The following is a 19,874-nucleotide window of genomic DNA, read 5'->3' on the forward strand; positions in this document are numbered from 1 at the left end:
GTATGCAATATTCTGCATGATTTTTGTGCGGTCGGTCTGTTTAAAACATCTTGTTACATAACTAAGTAAATTTACAATATTCTTTGATCTACAATTAAGAGAAGCTTCTAAAATAGTAAGATAAATAGTGAGATAAATAGCGAAGCAAATTTTATGTAGCTCTCAAACTTATTAAATCCTCAGCGGGTTTATTAAGTTGAGCTGATCTTTCATTGAACTTAGAGTGATCATTTGCAAAAACATACTGTTAACCCTAAATTTTTGAAACCACTTTATTGCGCGAAACGTCTAAGCCGTTGGTTGGTTTTGTGTCTATTACTGACCAGTACTCAGCTTTTTGCGGTTCAGGTGGTTGGGTTTAAAGCGTACCCAGAGTTTGGCATTACCAAAGAAATGTTGCAGGCGCGATTAAAGGCGGCGGTCAGTCAACAACCGATCGTCTTAGCGGACGTGGCTCGTGATTTGACGTTGTTTTACCGAGACCAGGGTTTGAGTTTTCATCAAGTGATGGTGGTGCAAGGTAATCTTGTGTTGGTTGAGGGGCTTTTGACTAATGTTGTCGTGCCCAATTTGTTGTGGAGCGATTTAATTAATGATGCCCTTGCGGATTTAAAAGGCAAGGTGGTGTTTGAGCCTCGTATGCGCAATACGTTATTAAAGTTTAATCACTGGCCTGGCATTGAGTTGTTTTCTTTTTATTCCGTAGCTGACAGTAATGGCGGGGTTAATTTAAACGTGATTGTGAAGGCATCCAAAACGATAAATCTGCAAACCAGTGTGGATAATTTTGGTGCCGAGTCATTAGGCAAACATCGGTTACTGTTTAACGCCAATGCTTATAACGTGCTGGTAAGGCCTAGCCAATTGGGCATTAGTGGGCACGTCAGTAATGCGTCGAATAATTATTCACTGAACATGAATTTACTTAAATACCAAAAGTTTGATCAACTGTGGAAAGTTAACCTCAGCGCCCAGCGGTTGTCTTTGGATAACACTGGGCAAATTTTGGATTTAGAAGGCTCGAATCTTTCTGCCAAAGTCGCCGCCCAGTGGAACTTACAACCCAGTGCCTTAAAAAGTAACTCTAGGCAGCTGTGGTTTCGCTACAGCCAAAGTGAATTGAGCAGCATTTATAACATCACCAGTTTAAATAAATCCAGTGATTATCTGCAATTTGGAGCGAGTTATTCGGCCAGTTTTTTATCGCCCAATAACAAAAGCCAAGTGAATGCCGACACCCAGTGGATTGCAGGTTACACCTTAAAACAAGATACGTCAGAGCCAAATGCACTGTGGTCGGGCAAGGTAAAAATGAACAGCACTTGGCGACACACTTTAACGAAAGGGTTGTATCGCAACCAAGATGTGGCCTTGGGTTTTAGCGGACAATTGGGGAACCCAAATATGCACAGTTCCGAGCGATTTTCATTAACTGGACAGGGTGGTTTGACTCAATTTGAGCCCTCAAAAGGCAGTACCGAGCAAGCGTTGTTGTTGGACGCTAAGCTGTTTGCGCTTCAAGGTAATGTCAACGCACTGACTTATAATTTAGTTTTCAAAGCCCAAGCAGGATTAGGCTACAGCAAACCCACCGACGATGCCGAACTGATCATTAAACTGTCAGGCGCATCGGTGCAATCTAATGTGAGCTTTAAGGATGTTTCATTACAAGCCAGTTATGAACAACCCATCGTCGTGCCAGATGACGGATGGGATCAATCCGGACAAGTGTTATTTAGGGTGAGCTATGAAACGCAATTTTAATTTTATCAGGGTAAAAGTGATTCTGTTGCTGTGGTTGGCCGCATCACTTGCTTTTGCAGCGCCTGAACATGGCGAAGTGATCGAAGGCAGCGCGAATATTACTCAAAATGCCAATCTCACCACCATCACCCAGCACTCAGACCAGGCGCTCATTGAATGGCAAACCTTTGATATTGAACAGGCAGAAACCGTTGAATTTGTGCAGCCTGACAGCCAGTCATTAATTATCAACAATATTGTCGGCGGCGACACCAGTTATATTATGGGTGAGCTTACTGCAAACGGCCAAGTGGTATTGATTAATCAACAGGGGTTTGTGTTCACCGGTGGCAGTTTTATTCAAGCCGATTCCCTAACGATTGCCGCGGCAGATTTACTCAAAGACGAGTCCGGAAATTGGCTGCTTCAGTCCACATCCGACCACGCTCAAATACTCAATGCAGGTAAAATAGAAGTGCAAAATGGCCACTTATTATTAATGGCCAATCAAATTATTAATACCGGTGACATGATTAATCACTTTGGTGACATCACCGCCATTGCCGACCAAGGTGGATTTTATGGGCTGGATCCAACAGGGTTAACCTACTTAGCCTTGCCCAATGAAATGACCAATAATCAAGCCACGTTGATTGATCAATCGGGAAATATGCACGCAGAAAATGGCTCCATTGACTTAAAAGTGATCAGCCGAAACGACGCATTAGACGCCATGTTAAACCATCAAGGAACCAGCACAGCAGGCTTGATGGATTCCAATGAAGGAGAAATGATACATTTTGAAGCAGATAATATCGTGATTCAAAATGAAGTCATGGCGGATCAAATTAATATATTAAGTAAATACTCACTATCAACAAATGATGCAAAAATAGGCTTTAAATCAAGTCGTATTGAATTAAATGCCGACAGCATCCACATCAAAAACAGCCAGATTAATGCCGCTAACACCCACAAACCAGGCAGCATCAAAATCGGTGGCATGCATTTAAGTAGCGACAAACAAGCAAGTAAAGTGATCATCGATCGGCATTCTATTTTAGATGTGTCAGCACAGAACCAAGGCAATGGTGGCGATGCCGTCGTATGGTCAAAACAAGGTACGCATTTTACAGGCAAAATATACGCAACCGGTGGCAGTCAATCAGGTGATGGTGGATTCGTAGAAATTTCAGCCAAACAAAATTTACACTTTGATGGTCATGTTGACACTCGAGCAGAAAATGGAAATTGGGGCACATTACTGTTAGATCCAGATATTATCATCATCACCGATGGATCAGGCGGGGCAGACGATGCGCAAATCAGTGGCGACGGCGCAACGCTGGCCAATGAAGATGCGATGAGCACTTACACTATTTCCGAACAAGCTTTAGAGGCGGCATCGGCGACCTCCAACATCAGCTTATACGCCACGCATTCGATCATCATCAATGACCTGTCAGATGACACACTATCATTAGCTCAAACGGGCACCGTGACCTTAAATGTAAATAACTCCGATAACACCAAAGACAATGGCTCTGCATACATCACGATGTTGGATAAAAATGACACCATAGAATTAACGGGGTCAGGGGATTTAGAGATCCAAGCCTCAGGCCGCACGACAAATCTAGGGGAAGTGAGTGTTGATATAGGAAATATCAACAAACTGAGCACGGGTAATATTTTAATCACAGCCGATCAAATTGACGATGGAGCGGATGACAACGTTGGGCGAATGATTATATCAACGGGTGATATTGATGTAGCAAGTGGCGGTATTGTTTTTAGATCGGACAATAATGACTCAAATGTGGGGTCGCAATCTGTTGATGTAACGGTTGGCGATTTAACAGTCACCGCTGCAGTGCAAATTCATCTTAATAGTCATGACGCTATCAACCTAAGTACACAAACATTTACTTCAACTTTAAATGCAGGGGATGCATTGCAACCATTATTGACCTCAGGAACATCCGAGGCGCGTTATACCATGAACGGTAATTTTACTTCTTCAGGTGGAAATTTGAATCTAAATACAGATTATTTAATTTTAGGGTCAGATGTCTTATTAGATGCCGGCAGTGGATCGTTAAACTTGTCAGGAATTTCGACAAGTTTAGATGGGCAGAATAATAACTTTACAATAAATACAGCAGCGTCAACAAGTTTACTAATTGATTGGGCTGATGTAACTAATGTTAATGAATTGCATTTATATGGTCAGGTCGATTATTCATTTGGTAATACATTTGTTGGCGGTGCACTCAATTTTAATCAAACCAATTACGATAAATTAGCTTTATCAAGTTCGACAATAAAGTTAGAAACTACCGAAAATTTTACAAGTACAAATTTAGACTCAAATAACACAAATTTGATTGTTTTATTTGATACTGATCAAACCGGAGATTTAATTTCTGTTACAGACTTTGATTCAAATAATGGTGATATCACTTTTAATATAAATGAAAATACAACATTAACTAATATTAATATTACCAATGGTGATTTAACTTTATCAAATATCGATAACACTAAATCTGTAGGGGTGGGTTCATCTTTGGGTGCACATGATTTGATATTTGACAATGCAACTATCAATAGTTGGGCGGCTCAAAATGTTGTCATGCAAAATGCCTCGCAATATACTTTCAATAATGTCACGCATACCTCAAATTTTGTAATAGGTGATGGAACTCAAGCTGTTTCGTTTCAATCATTGGGAAATACAGTTAATGGATTAGATGTTAATGCTAGTCAGGTCAATATTTTCGGTCAAGTTACAACGACAAGTAATGATTTAAATTTGATATCAACAGGTGGTTTAAGTCTGAACGATGATTTGACTTCTGCAGATGATATTCTTCTATCGGTAAGTACGTTTGTAGGTTTGGGGAGTCAATCAACCTTTACCGCTGTAAATAATATAGATACTCAAAATGCGGGAATTTATGGATCAGATGATTTGGTATTTATTGGCGGCTCAAGTATGGATTTAGGTGTTGTGAGTATTGGTACTGCAAACCTGACTATTAACCTTGATCAAAATGCTGGATATATAAATAACAAAGTACATTTACGTAACGGTATTACAGCAGGTGCTGTCATTATTGAATCACATGGAATGTCTGCAACGACGCCAGATGATTATTTTATTGCAAATAGTACAATAACCGCTAATTCTTTAAGTGTGACCAATTTTGAATCTTTAGAGTTAAGAGGTGATTTGATAATTATAGGTGATATTGAATTTGATGCGTTTGATTTTTCATTTGATGGAGATATTCAAGCAAGTGAATTAAGCATATCCAGTTTGGATCCAGTAATTGCAGATCGAAATAATATCCAAATAATAAGTGATTCCATTATTACGGTGGATGATTTAATTATTAATACTGGAATACAAAGCTCAAACGATTTAGAAATCAATATTCAAAATCCAACGGCGGATGTCACATTGGAAAATATTGAAGTGACGGGAGCTGACTTAACTATTGCAGTTGATAATTTTGGATTAACGTTAGATCAAGTGGGCGCAACGAATATTAATCTTAGTAATAATAATACGGGAGACTTATTTTTAAATTCAATAACTGACGGCAGTCAAATATCGATAACGAATTTTAATAATATTGATATTTTAGAAGCTTTAAATTTGGCGGGATTGGATATGACATTTAATAATGTCTTATCTTTGCAAAACGATATTACTCTAGCCTCCGATTTTATTATAAATTCTGGACAGGTAGAGGTTGACGCGGACTCAAGTATTACAGCTAATAATATTGAATTAATAAATGTCGTTTCCAATAATGATTCAAACTTAATTCTAAATGCAACTGGTGATGTGTCGGCTTCGATGATTAATTTGGGCACTGGTAATATAGAGGTACACTTAGATAAAGATGCATTATCGGTTTCCAATTTTGATATGAATGGCGCAATTACAGCTGGAAGTATCTTGATTGATTCTCACTCAGTTACTTCTGGAACAGTAAATGACTCTGTTTTATTTGCAGGGGCAATTTCAGCTAATCAAATAACAGTGAATGATATATTAAATATCGATTTACAAAATGATTTGATTGTCTCAGGAGATATTGCATTAAATAATTCAGCAGTATCCATTTCAAATAATACAATTATTGATGGCGCGTCCGTTATTGTGGGTGACATAACTTCGGTTAATGATTCTTCGGTTCAAATCAATAGCTTGGGTGACATTATATTAAGTAATGTGAATATTGGCGCGGGGGATCTAACTATTGATTTGGATCCTAATGCGTTAATTGAAAGCACTTTACATTTACAAGGTAGTGTCGATGCAAATTCTTTATTAATTGAGGCGCAAAATTTAAATGCTTTAGCAAATAATGATCATTTAATAATAGATGGAAATATACAGGTTAATGATTTATCAGTGACAGGGTTTACAGATATTGACATTGGTGCTGATATTACTTCTGTAACGAATTTAGATTTACTTGATGCTAATCTGATTATTACTGAAGATGTGATACTGACTTCAGAAATTATGGAATTAAGTAATATTACTACCTCTAATGATTCAAATTTAACTTTGATCGTTGATAAAGATTTGGATCTAAATAATGTGAATTTAGATCTGGGTAACTTGAATGTAAATATAGATAATACAGGCACAAGAGCATCAACAGTTAATTTAGATGGCCAAATTGATGCAAATATTGTGAGTTTTGTAGCGCATGAAAATTCAATGAATGTACCAACGGATATTTTTAATCAAAACTCTAATATTAATGCTAATGATTTATCGATTACACAATTTGGTAGTCTAAATTTAAAGGCAGATATGAATGTTGCAAACGATGCTTTGTATTCATCGGAGCAAATTAATATTATTAATAACATTCAAATCGATGCAAGCAATTTAACAATGGATAATTTGGTGTCTTCAAATAATTCAAATATTACTTTAAATATTAATGAAGTACTAACATTGGAAGAAGTTTCTATTGGTACTGGGAATGTAATAATAAATATTGATTCAAACGCTGAAAGTATAGGTCACGCAAATTTAAATGGTGCGATCACTGCAGGTGATATAACAATTAGTGCACAGGATCAAATCACATCAACTTTAAATGACTCTGTCATAATTTCAGGTCAAATAGATGCCAATAATTTAACATTAAATGATTTTGCAAATACCATTATGAATGGAGAGATTAATTTAAATGGTAATCTTGATATTGACACACTGTCATCGCAACTTGGGGCAAATATAACGGCGAATGAATTTATACATACTAGTCAAGATTCAAGTGAGATAACTATTAGTAATGATGTTGTTATTAATGTAAATGATTTTTCAAAAGATTCGTTAATAACCGGAAACTCAGATTTAACCTTAAATATATTAAACCCTTCAGGTGCGGTTAACCTTGATGATATTATACTTATTAACGGTGATTTAACATTACAGATCCAAAATACATCAGATGTTTCGGTCGAAAATATTGGTGCTGACAATATTGAAATCAACAATAATAATACTGCCGATTTAAATGTTGGATCAGTGGTAGATCAAAGCCAACTTGATATCGACGGCTTCAATAATGTTACGTTTACAGATGATTTGATTTTGGCAGCAATTGATGTTGATGCAATTAATGACATCATTCAATCAGATGGCAGTAAAGTGGAAGTAAATGATGGAATTTTAAATTGGAATGCGGGGGATGATATTTATATTACTCAAATAGTATCCAATAATTCTGATGCAGATACCGTCAATATTGATGCCGGTAATTCTTTGGTTGATGTCAATGATACTCAAATTGATTTTATTGTTGAAAACAGTGAGGTATTAAATATTACAGTATCAGGTGGAGTGCCAAGTAATTTAGACGATTTTGTGATTGAATATACTGAGGCAGTTATTCCTGAAATTTCCATTCCAGATATTGATATCATCCAAGATTTAGTAGAGGGTGTGTTAACTCAGCCGAACAAAGATATAGATGAATCCCAAGAAGTGGTTGAAAAAACAAATGAAGTAAGAGTAAGTAAATTAGAAAAATCATTAGATGCACAGTTTGAACAATGTGACGATAAAGAAAAACAATGCAAAAAAGAAAAAGCAGTTAAAACCTTTTTAGGTCGATTATTAATTGGCGGGGAGTTACCAAACCAATGAAACATTTTGTCGTTATTTTAAGTGTATTATTTTCGTTACAGTATGCCCAAGCAGTTGCTCCTGTGGATGAACGAATGAAAGCGATGTTTATCTATAATTTTTCAAATTTTGTACAATGGCCAGATTCTGCCTTTACAAGTAAAAATGCGAATTTAAAAATATGCCTTTACGGGAATGTGCCTTTTTCTGGAGACATGATATTTTTTGAAGGTGTACCTGTAAGGGATCGAAAGTTACAATTTATCATTACTGATGAACGTAAAGATATTGAATCAGGATGTCATATTTTATATGTGGGCATTGATCAAGCAAAAAACTTAAATTCGTTTTTCAAAAATTTAAATCACAATTTTGTTTTAAGTGTGGGTAATGTTGACGAATTCGTTCAACAAGGTGGAATTTTAAATATTTTACGTACAAGTGATCAAAGAAAGTTCGAAATTAATTTACAAAAAGCGCAAAAAAACGGATTAAGCATGAGCTCTGATTTGTTAGAACTTGCTAGAATTATTAATCAATAAATAATTATTCAACTATAAAATAATTATTCAACTATAAAATAAATTTAAAATTACTAAAAATATATAAATCAAAAACAAATTTAAAGACAAGGATGTCTTATTCTAATCAAGCAATAAACCTTACTATATTTTTAATACATAAGGTTACATATCTTAGCGTCAAGTTTTTTTCAATCCCCTACAATTAAGAGAAGCTTCTAAAATAGTGAAGCAAATAAATAGTGAAGCAAATTTTATGTAGCTCTCAAACTTATTAAATCCTCAGCGGGTTTATTAAGTTGAGCTGATCTTTCATTGAACTTAGAGTGATCATTTGCAAAAACATACTGTTAACCCTAAATTTTTGAAACCACTTTATTGCGCGAAACGTCTAAGCCGTTGGTTGGTTTTGTGTCTATTACTGACCAGTACTCAGCTTTTTGCGGTTCAGGTGGTTGGGTTTAAAGCGTACCCAGAGTTTGGCATTACCAAAGAAATGTTGCAGGCGCGATTAAAGGCGGCGGTCAGTCAACAACCGATCGTCTTAGCGGACGTGGCTCGTGATTTGACGTTGTTTTACCGAGACCAGGGTTTGAGTTTTCATCAAGTGATGGTGGTGCAAGGTAATCTTGTGTTGGTTGAGGGGCTTTTGACTAATGTTGTCGTGCCCAATTTGTTGTGGAGCGATTTAATTAATGATGCCCTTGCGGATTTAAAAGGCAAGGTGGTGTTTGAGCCTCGTATGCGCAATACGTTATTAAAGTTTAATCACTGGCCTGGCATTGAGTTGTTTTCTTTTTATTCCGTAGCTGACAGTAATGGCGGGGTTAATTTAAACGTGATTGTGAAGGCATCCAAAACGATAAATCTGCAAACCAGTGTGGATAATTTTGGTGCCGAGTCATTAGGCAAACATCGGTTACTGTTTAACGCCAATGTTTATAACGTGCTGGTAAGGCCTAGCCAATTGGGCATTAGTGGGCACGTCAGTAATGCGTCGAATAATTATTCACTGAACATGAATTTACTTAAATACCAAAAGTTTGATCAACTGTGGAAAGTTAACCTCAGCGCCCAGCGGTTGTCTTTGGATAACACTGGGCAAATTTTGGATTTAGAAGGCTCGAATCTTTCTGCCAAAGTCGCCGCCCAGTGGAACTTACAACCCAGTGCCTTAAAAAGTAACTCTAGACAGCTGTGGTTTCGCTACAGCCAAAGTGAATTGAGCAGCATTTATAACATCACCAGTTTAAATAAATCCAGTGATTATCTGCAATTTGGAGCGAGTTATTCGGCCAGTTTTTTATCGCCCAATAACAAAAGCCAAGTGAATGCCGACACCCAGTGGATTGCAGGTTACACCTTAAAGCAAGACACGTCAGAGCCAAATGCACTGTGGTCGGGCAAGGTAAAAATGAACAGCACTTGGCGACACACTTTAACGAAAGGGTTGTATCGCAACCAAGATGTGGCTTTGGGTTTTAGCGGACAATTGGGGAACCCAAATATGCACAGTTCCGAGCGATTTTCATTAACTGGACAGGGTGGTTTGACTCAATTTGAGCCCTCAAAAGGCAGTACCGAGCAAGCGTTGTTGTTGGACGCTAAGCTGTTTGCGCTTCAAGGTAATGTCAACGCACTGACTTATAATTTAGTTTTCAAAGCCCAAGCAGGATTAGGCTACAGCAAACCCACCGACGATGCCGAACTGATCATTAAACTGTCAGGCGCATCGGTGCAATCTAATGTGAGCTTTAAGGATGTTTCATTACAAGCCAGTTATGAACAACCCATCGTCGTGCCAGATGACGGATGGGATCAATCCGGACAAGTGTTATTTAGGGTGAGCTATGAAACGCAATTTTAATTTTATCAGGGTAAAAGTGATTCTGTTGCTGTGGTTGGCCGCATCACTTGCTTTTGCAGCGCCTGAACATGGCGAAGTGATCGAAGGCAGCGCGAATATTACTCAAAATGCCAATCTCACCACCATCACCCAGCACTCAGACCAGGCGCTCATTGAATGGCAAACCTTTGATATTGAACAGGCAGAAACCGTTGAATTTGTGCAGCCTGACAGTCAGTCATTAATTATCAACAATATTGTCGGCGGCGACACCAGTTATATTATGGGTGAGCTTACTGCAAACGGCCAAGTGGTATTGATTAATCAACAGGGGTTTGTGTTCACCGGTGGCAGTTTTATTCAAGCCGATTCCCTAACGATTGCCGCGGCAGATTTACTCAAAGACGAGTCCGGAAATTGGCTGCTTCAGTCCACATCCGACCACGCTCAAATACTCAATGCAGGTAAAATAGAAGTGCAAAATGGCCACTTATTATTAATGGCCAATCAAATTATTAATACCGGTGACATGATTAATCACTTTGGTGACATCACCGCCATTGCCGACCAAGGTGGATTTTATGGGCTGGATCCAACAGGGTTAACCTACTTAGCCTTGCCCAATGAAATGACCAATAATCAAGCCACGTTGATTGATCAATCGGGAAATATGTACGCAGAAAATGGCTCCATTGACTTAAAAGTGATCAGCCGAAACGACGCATTAGACGCCATGTTAAACCATCAAGGAACCAGCACAGCAGGCTTGATGGATTCCAATGAAGGAGAAATGATACATTTTGAAGCAGATAATATCGTGATTCAAAATGAAGTCATGGCGGATCAAATTGACATAATAAGTAAATACTCACTATCGACAAATGATGCAAAAATAGGGTTTAAATCAAGTCGTATTGAATTAAATGCCGACAGCATCCACATCAAAAACAGCCAGATTAATGCCGCTAACACCCACAAACCAGGCAGCATCAAAATCGGTGGCATGCATTTAAGTAGCGACAAACAAGCAAGTAAAGTGATCATCGATCGGCATTCTATTTTAGATGTGTCAGCACAGAACCAAGGCGATGGTGGCGATGCCGTCGTATGGTCAAAACAAGGTACGCATTTTACAGGCAAAATATACGCAACCGGTGGCAGTCAATCAGGTGATGGTGGGTTCGTAGAAATTTCAGCCAAACAAAATTTACACTTTGATGGTCATGTTGACACTCGAGCAGAAAATGGAAATTGGGGCACATTACTGTTAGATCCAGATATTATCATCATCACCGATGGATCAGGCGGGGCAGACGATGCGCAAATCAGTGGCGACGGCGCAACGCTGGCCAATGAAGATGCGATGAGCACTTACACTATTTCCGAACAAGCTTTAGAGGCGGCATCGGCGACCTCCAACATCAGCTTATACGCCACGCATTCGATCATCATCAATGACCTGTCAGATGACACACTATCATTAGCTCAAACGGGCACCGTGACCTTAAATGTAAATAACTCCGATAACACCAAAGACAATGGCTCTGCATACATCACGATGTTGGATAAAAATGACACCATAGAATTAACGGGATCAGGGGATTTAGAGATCCAAGCCTCAGGCCGCACGACAAATCTAGGGGAAGTGAGTGTAGATATAGGAAATATCAACAAACTGAGCACGGGTAATATTTTAATCACAGCCGATCAAATTGACGATGGAGCGGATGACAACGTTGGGCGAATGATTATATCAACGGGTGATATTGATGTAGCAAGTGGCGGTATTGTTTTTAGATCAGACAATAATGACTCAAATGTAGGGTCGCAATCTGTTGATGTGACTGTTGGAAATATAACAGGAACCAGTACTTTGTATTTCCACTTAAATAGTTTAGCTGGCATTAATTTAAGCACTGAAAACTTAACCACCACACTCACTGCTGGCGATGCAATTCAACCCTTATTAGGTTCTGGCTCAGGTGAAGCCAGATTTACAATGAATGGAAATTTTTCATCACAGGGTAGTGGAATGAACATTGTCACGGATTATTTATTGCTCGGGTCTGATGTGAATTTCAATACAACAGGTTCAAATGCAACAAGTGGCGATATCAATCTATCTGGAGTGACAACCGAGTTTAATGGGCAAAGTAATAGCCTAACAATTGAAACAGGTAAGTTATCAGCTGTTTTATTAGATTGGTCGAAAGTATCAAATATTAATCAACTCAAATTTCAAGGAAATATTGATTATTCAGTAGGAAATTTTGTTGCAAGTACTTTTAATTTTAATCAAAGTACATTTGATGAAATTATAGCGTCTAGTGAAGATGTGATATTTAGTACCACGGAAAATTTAACAAGTTTGAACTTAGTCACCACAGAGGATGTCACGTTTATTTCTGATAGCGATTTAGTAGGTAATGAAATATTAACAGTCACAAATTTAAGTGCTGCCAATACAACAATCGGAATTGGGGTAGGGCCTAATACAGATTTAACTGGTCTAGATTTGGGCGCAGGTGCATTAAATTTAGTTGCTATAGATGAAACACAGTCCATTGGGTTTGGTAATGCATTAACAACTGATATTCAATTTTCAAATTTTATGATTCAAAATTGGAATGTGGCTTCTATTACTTCAACCAATGCTGATTCATATGAATTTAGTAATCTTGATTCTGTTCTTGATTTTACTATTGGTGATGGTTCTCAATATTTAAGGCATGTTGGGGCAGCCAATTCTTTTGGTAGTTACAATGCAAATGGTAGCTCTGCAACCATATCGGCTGATATGTTTACAACTACGGGTGATTTTAATCTTGAATCAATCTCAAATATACAAATTGTAAATGGCATTACCTCCGCAGGCAGTTTAAAAATTAACTCAGATGAAAATATCATTATTGGTGGTGATATCGTGCTTACTGCCGAAGAAGACGTACAAACAAGTTATATATGGTCAACAGATACAACCGATTTAATAATTAATGCAGGTGCAGGGAATGGAGTTGAAGATTCAATAATTGGCGGTATGGGAATTGGCTCAGGGAATTTAACTATTAATTTTGATGAAAACTCAACGGGTGAAAACAATCTTGTATTTAATTGGAATGTGGTAGCCAATAACATTGTTATTAATACAAATGGTCTGTCGGCAGATCCTGCAGACGATAAGTTTACAATTAAACAAACAATCACAGCAAACAGCATAATCGTGAATGATTTTTCTGAGGTTCAAATAAGAAATGATTTAACTATTTTAGAAGCTTTAGATTTTTCTATAATGGATGTCACTATTTTTTCTGATTCACAAATTCAAGCACAAAGTATTAATTTAGGCGATGTTAACTCAACAACAGATGCAAATTTAACACTGATTTCTAATGAAGCATTTTCGATTAATAATATTGATTTAGGTGAGGGTGATTTAACTGTTGAATTGGATTCTGATGGAGCATCTGGAGTAACTAATAATTTTATTACTGGTCAAATTGATGTGGGAGATCTGAATGTTACTGCACATTCAAGTTCGGCATTATTAAGCGATGATTTGATAAGTTTTGACGGATTAGTAAATGTAAGCAGTTTAAATATAGACGGATTTGATGATGCAAATTTTGAATTAGATATCACAGCCATAAATGATATTGATTTTAACGAAACAGCTTTACGTTTAACCAACGATATAAATATTAATGCAAAGCAATTAATAATGGGGTTGATTGAAACAGCAAATAATTCTAGCGTCACATTTAACGTCGCTGATAGTTTAAGTTTAGATAATATTGATTTAGAAAATGGAGATTTAATCGTCAATTTAGATGAAAATTCTGAAACAGTAGGGGTTGTAATATTAAATGGTGACGTGATTGCAAATAGTATTTTAATTGAGAGTCATTCAATAATAGGGAGTACACCTGATGATAGTTTAACAATAAATGGAGGTGTTACCGTGCAAAGTATTATTATCGACGGATTTTCAAATACAGCGATTAATAATGCAATTAATGTCGTTGATGTATTATCAATAACAGGGTTAGTCACCGAAATTGGCTCAAATATAACCGCTGATAATTTTACGAATGTCAGTCATAATAACAGCGCAATCCAAATCACAGAAGATTCCATTTTGAATATAAACACACTTAATGTTGATTCAGAAATTCAAGGTAGTTCAGATTTGACCCTTAATATGTTAAATCCATCTGGAGCTGTTAACATTGAAAATATTATTTTAACCAACAGTGAATTAAATATTTTGATTAACAACACGTCAACTGTGAGTGTAAATAATCTTGGGGCTGAGAATATTATTGTTTCAAATAATAATACGGCAGATTTATCAGTAGGGTCCATTGTGGATGACAGTCAATTAAATATTAATGGATTTAATAATGTGTTTTTTACAGAAAATATCATCGTTGCGTCTATTGATGTTGAAGCAATAAATAATATTACACAAACTGATGATACGAAAATCGAAGTAAATAATGGTGAATTAAATTGGGTAGCCGGTGATGATGTTTTTATCACACAAGTTGAATCAATAAATATTAACGCCGATTCAGTGAATATAACGGCAGGCAATGACATTATTGATAGCAATGATACGCAAATCGATTTTATTATTAATAATGAAAATGTATTGAATTTAATCGCAATAGGATCAGTTGATGAATTTGAAATAGACTACACTGAAGTGGTGCCACCGATTGTGGTTGTTCCTGTGATTGAAGGAACAGTAATTGAACAAATCCAAGAGCTTGCTGAAGATGCATTATCTCAACCAGATAAAGATGCCAATCAAACGGAAGAAATGGTTGAAAAAACAAATGAAGTGAGAGTAGCTAAAATAGAAAAATCGCTAGATGCGCAATTCGATCAATGCGATGAGCAAGATGAAAATTGTAAAAAAGAAAAAGCAGTGAAAACCTTTTTAGGTCGATTATTAATAGGTGGAGAATTACCAAGTCAATGAAACACATAGTGCTCGTAATGGTTTTATGGTTGATGATAGGCGATTGCTTTGCATTAAGTTCTGCTGAGCAAAGAATGAAAGCAATGTTCATTTATAATTTTTCAAATTTTGTGCAGTGGTCTGATTCTGCTTTTAAAAATGAAAATTTGAAAATATGCCTGTATGGAAATGTGCCTTTTGCAAAAGATATGGTTCATTTTGAAGGCGTCCCCGTAAGAGATAGAAAATTAAAATTCATCATCACAAGTAATCTTAAAGAAATTGAATTTGGTTGCCATATTTTATATGTGGGTATTGATGAAACTGAAAATTTACAAACTTTTTTCAAAAATATAAACCATAATTTTGTATTAAGTGTAGGGAATGTGGATGGATTTGTGCAAAAAGGAGGCATTATTAATATTCTTCGCACAAGTGATCAAAGAAAGTTTGAAATTAATTTAAAAAAGGCCCAAGAAAGTGGGTTGAATATGAGCACTGATTTATTAGAGCTTGCAAGGGTGATCAAACAATAAATCACTGCTTAGCAATAAAATTAATTAATTGTTCTCTTGTAACAATCGAAAGCTCATTATCAAAGGGTAAAATAAATCCTGCCAAATTAATATTATGCAAATGCGAAATTGCTTGATTGATATGTATGTCTTGTTCAATTAACTCTAAACGATACGCTCCTTTTAAAATAGATTTTGCTTCAAAGGTATCGGAGGCATGAGCAGATAAATCTGCAAGCATTTCTAATAGTTGAGACTTTTCTATTAAATAATTATCAGATTTTACTGAATCTCCGATAATCGCAATCCAGCGAGTTTTAATTTGCACAACATCTTGTAAGGTAAATGTCGACTCAAGCATTTCAAATTGTTTACTTGAAAGCTCACCAAGCCATTGTTGACTCAGTTGTAATGAAATTTTTTCGTCATTAATTTTTAAACCTTGAGATTGTAAAATGCTTAAGAATATTGAAGGTTGATTAAATAAATAATGACAAACTAAATTTGAAATTATGATGCACAGCATGGCTGGCAAAATAATATTTTGATTGGTGGTTAACTCAATAACAGCAAGCAACGCTGCTAAAGGAGCCTGTAAGGTTGCTCCCATCATTGCAGTCATGCCAATTAATGCATAAAACACGGGATTTGCTTGCGCCCCAGGGATGATAAAAGGCAGTAGAGTGCCAAGAATTGCACCTAATGCTGCGCCAATTACAAAGGTTGGTCCAATTAATCCCGCTGGCATACCAAAGCCAATGGTTATGGCTGTTGCAAATAATTTGGCAAATAATAATGCAATTAACACACTCAATACGGGTTGACTATGCAGAATCATAATCAAGCTGTCGTAACCTGCCCCCATAACATTTGGGATAAAAATAGCCAAAATGCCTGTAAACATACCAGCTAATCCTAAGCGTAAAAAAATATTCCAATGTAAACATTTTAAACATGTTCGGATAATCCTATTAAACAGTGCGGCAATTCCACCGATCACAAAACCTGCGAAAATGACATATAAAAGCTCTAAATAAGATTGAGTGCTGAATTCTATTTCTGTTAATAAAGGCTCGTGAGGATAAATCACACTGGTAACATAAGTGCCTACAACACTTGCGGCGATGATTGGCATAAAACCAAAAACAGTGTACTCCATTAAAATAACTTCCATTGCAAAAATAACACCCGCAATGGGAGTATTGAATGACGCAGCCACTGCAGCTGCGGCTCCTGCGCCTAATAAAATTCGCGCAAACGAAGTTGGAAGGCTTAAACGAAACGCAAAGCTGGATGCGACACCTGCGCCAAGATGCACTGCGGGTCCTTCGCGTCCAACCGATTGCCCAGAGATTAGTGCAATCGATGCTACAATAAATTGAACCATTGTATTGGCAAATGGAATACGGGCTTTATTTTTGTGTAATCGATCTAGAACATAAGCCAACCCAGTTTTACTGGTTTGTGTTGGTAGGGTTTTTAAAATGAAGGCAATGGCTAGCGCACCCACAATTGGTAGCAAGAAGCGCGATGAAGTGGAAAGTAATTCGAATTGATCTGCTTGTTGACTTTGCGTCAGCCACATTTGACCGGAATCAATCACCCAGCGAAATAAAATGATGATGAAACTTGCAAGTAACCCACAACCTGCACCTAGTAAAGTTAAGAACACAAGACCGCGTTGTTGGCCTAAATTTAAGCGCCATTGTTTCGTATTGGATGCTTTCATTTGTTTGTTCTATTGTGAGTGTTCATTTATTATAGGCGTTTGGTGACCGATATTTCGACTCTTTAGTAACATTAATTTACAAAAGCCAAAAAATGTCATGAAATAATCTAAAAATCAAATTAACAAGTGAGATGTATTGTGAAAATAAAAGTAGGCGTTGTCGGTGGCACAGGTTACACCGGAGTAGAGTTATTAAGATTATTAGCCATGCACGAAAATGTAGAAGTAGTCGCGGTTACCAGTCGTGGCGAAAGTGGTAATTTGGTGTCGAGTTTATTTCCAAGCTTACGCGGTTTTTTAGATATTGCGTTTTGTGATCCTGAATCTGTGGATTTATCAATATGTGATGTTGTGTTTTATGCAACGCCAAATGGTATTGCTATGCAACAAGTACCTGAATTATTAGCAAAAGGCGTTCGAGTTATCGATTTAGCCGCTGATTTTAGAATCAAAGACATCCCAACTTGGGAAAAATGGTACGGCATGACTCATGCGTGCCCAGATGCAGTTGCTAAAGCGGTGTACGGTTTATGCGAAATAAACCGTGATGAAATTAAAGACGCACAGCTGATCGCTAACCCAGGTTGTTATCCTACAAGCGTACAATTGCCATTAATTCCTTTACTAGAAAAAGGGTTGGTGTCTAAAGACAACATAATTGCCGATTGTAAATCAGGTGTTTCCGGTGCAGGTCGTGGCGCGGCAGTTTCTTCGTTAATGTCTGAAGTAAATGAATCATTTAAAGCTTATGGCGTTTCAGGGCATCGTCATTTACCTGAAATTGAGCAAGGCTTGTCTTTTGCGGCTAAGCAAGAAGTTCAAATGACATTTACCCCGCACTTAGTCCCAATGAATCGTGGAATTTTGTCCACAATTTATGTGGATTTAATAGATACAGATGTGAATGCCGTTCAAGCCTATCTAGAAGAATTCTATAAAGATGATGCGTTTGTTGATGTGTTGCCTATAGGTAGCTTGCCAGAGACTCGCTCAGTTAAGGGCGCGAACATCTGCAGATTTTCATTGCATCAACCGCAAGGCAGAAACAAATTAGTAATCGTTTCTGTGATTGATAATTTGGTAAAAGGTGCTGCGGGTCAAGCGGTCCAGAACATGAATATTATGTTTGGATTTAAAGAGACTGCGTATATTAACTTTGTGCCACTTTTGCCATAAGGCTTAGATATGTCCAATGTAAAAGGCAGCAAAATACACAGCATTAATATCACAGAACGTAACCCTATAAAAATTTGGGGGATACGCGCAGTGTATCTGTTGTTATTTGTTTGTGCCTGTGCTGCCTCTTACGTGGTTGGATACACTAAAGGCGATACAGACGGGTTGCAGGCGCAAAAAAATATAGATGCTCTGGCCGAAGAAATATTAGACAAAACATCTAAATTGGTGCTGTTAAATCAGCAGTTTGTTAAACTCCAAGAGCAATATACACATTTAGAATTAGCCGCCCAAATCGATGCATCACAGGTTAAAGACTTTCAATTAAAAGAAGTTGAGCAATTAGACGAAGTAAATGAATTAAGGTCTCAACTTTCTTTTTATCAATCGATTATGTCACCTTCGGATTTGAAAAAAGGCTTAACTGTTGAGCAATTTGAAATTGAAGGCAGTCAACAAATTAAGGCCATTTTGACTCAAGTAACGGATAAACCTCTCAAAATAATGGGTGATTTTCAGATTTTGGTGACTGGTCTATTAAATAACGAGGCAAAAGTGTATAACCTCAGTGAAATATCCTCATCTAATGATCGAATTAAATTTGGTTTTAAGTATTTTCAACGATTTAATATAGACTTAGATTTGCCTGATGGATTTGAGCCACTCACTGTGGAAATCAATGCAAAGCAAACGGGTAATAATAAAACAATAAGTAAATCAATTTCTTGGCCAAAAGCCAACTAGGGAGCACAGTATGTCAGCAAAACATAAATCAACCGATACGGTGATTTCACATCAAGCTCAAATCAGCGGAGACATTAAAGTCAGTGGTGGTTTGTTAGTGGAAGGGCACATTTTAGGAAACATCTTAGCGGATAAAGATTCAGGTGCAACTGTTATTATCAGTGAAAAAGGCTCTGTAACTGGCGAAATTCATGCTCCTGTGATCATCATCAATGGGAAAGTAGATGGTAATGTTTACGCTATGACGCAATTAGAATTAGCAAAAAAAGCTGTGATTTCAGGCGATGTACACTACGCAATGATGGAAATGGTCATGGGCGCTCAAGTTAATGGTCGTTTAGTGCACAGTGACAATATCAGTGAATCGAGCAATGTGATTGAGTCTGTTTTTGGTAAAAGCAAAAATAAACAAAAAGAAATTGAATCTGCAAGTTAATTCAAATTGAATTAGTACTTGACTAAAACACTCGG

Annotated in this window: 10 protein-coding genes; 9 read left to right on the forward strand and 1 reads right to left on the reverse strand. The window is 37.1% G+C overall.

Annotated elements, in window-relative coordinates:
• The first annotated feature begins 231 nt into the window (after positions 1-231).
• From TYM08_RS00110 to TYM08_RS00135, 6 genes are all read left to right on the forward strand, one after another.
• Entirely contained in the window at positions 232-1,764 is a 1,533-nt protein-coding gene (locus tag TYM08_RS00110) for a hypothetical protein (protein WP_422380937.1), read from the forward strand.
• Complete coding sequence (locus TYM08_RS00115; protein WP_422380938.1) at positions 1,748-7,930, forward strand: filamentous hemagglutinin N-terminal domain-containing protein; 6,183 nt, start codon at positions 1,748-1,750, stop codon at positions 7,928-7,930. The genes TYM08_RS00110 and TYM08_RS00115 overlap by 17 nt, the downstream gene beginning before the upstream one ends.
• Complete coding sequence (locus tag TYM08_RS00120; RefSeq protein WP_422380939.1) at positions 7,927-8,451, forward strand: YfiR family protein; 525 nt, start codon at positions 7,927-7,929, stop codon at positions 8,449-8,451. The genes TYM08_RS00115 and TYM08_RS00120 overlap by 4 nt, the downstream gene beginning before the upstream one ends.
• Before the next feature lie 313 nt (positions 8,452-8,764).
• The gene (locus TYM08_RS00125; protein WP_422380940.1) at positions 8,765-10,297 is read left to right on the forward strand and encodes a hypothetical protein; all 1,533 of its coding nucleotides are present in this window, start codon (positions 8,765-8,767) and stop codon (positions 10,295-10,297) included.
• Positions 10,281-15,260 (forward strand): beta strand repeat-containing protein, encoded by a 4,980-nt coding sequence (locus tag TYM08_RS00130; protein WP_422380941.1) that lies wholly within the window; start codon positions 10,281-10,283, stop codon positions 15,258-15,260. The genes TYM08_RS00125 and TYM08_RS00130 overlap by 17 nt, the downstream gene beginning before the upstream one ends.
• Entirely contained in the window at positions 15,257-15,775 is a 519-nt protein-coding gene (locus tag TYM08_RS00135) for a YfiR family protein (protein ID WP_422380942.1), read from the forward strand. The genes TYM08_RS00130 and TYM08_RS00135 overlap by 4 nt, the downstream gene beginning before the upstream one ends.
• A 1-nt stretch (position 15,776) precedes the next feature.
• Here TYM08_RS00135 and TYM08_RS00140 read toward each other — a convergent pair whose 3' ends face one another.
• Complete coding sequence (locus TYM08_RS00140) at positions 15,777-17,483, reverse strand: chloride channel protein (RefSeq protein WP_422380943.1); 1,707 nt, start codon at positions 17,481-17,483, stop codon at positions 15,777-15,779.
• Positions 17,484-17,627: 144 nt separating this feature from the next.
• On the opposite strand from TYM08_RS00140, the gene argC reads away from it, so the two are divergent.
• Genes argC through TYM08_RS00155 form a run of 3 tightly spaced genes read left to right on the forward strand, consistent with a single transcriptional unit; the run spans position 17,628 to position 19,839 of the window.
• Positions 17,628-18,659 carry an N-acetyl-gamma-glutamyl-phosphate reductase gene (argC, locus tag TYM08_RS00145; RefSeq protein ID WP_422382853.1) on the forward strand — a complete coding sequence of 344 codons (1,032 nt, stop codon included), beginning with the start codon at positions 17,628-17,630 and terminating at the stop codon, positions 18,657-18,659.
• Positions 18,660-18,668: 9 nt separating this feature from the next.
• Positions 18,669-19,403: a DUF6776 family protein gene (locus tag TYM08_RS00150; RefSeq protein ID WP_422380944.1), complete on the forward strand. Its 735-nt coding sequence runs from the start codon at positions 18,669-18,671 to the stop codon at positions 19,401-19,403.
• 10 nt (positions 19,404-19,413) lie between these two features.
• Positions 19,414-19,839, forward strand: coding sequence for a bactofilin family protein (locus tag TYM08_RS00155; protein ID WP_422380945.1), 426 nt, complete (start codon positions 19,414-19,416; stop codon positions 19,837-19,839).
• Positions 19,840-19,874 lie beyond the last annotated feature (35 nt).

It is taken from the genome of Marinicellulosiphila megalodicopiae, from assembly GCF_045862395.1.
Lineage (GTDB): Bacteria > Pseudomonadota > Gammaproteobacteria > Pseudomonadales > Natronospirillaceae > Marinicellulosiphila > Marinicellulosiphila megalodicopiae.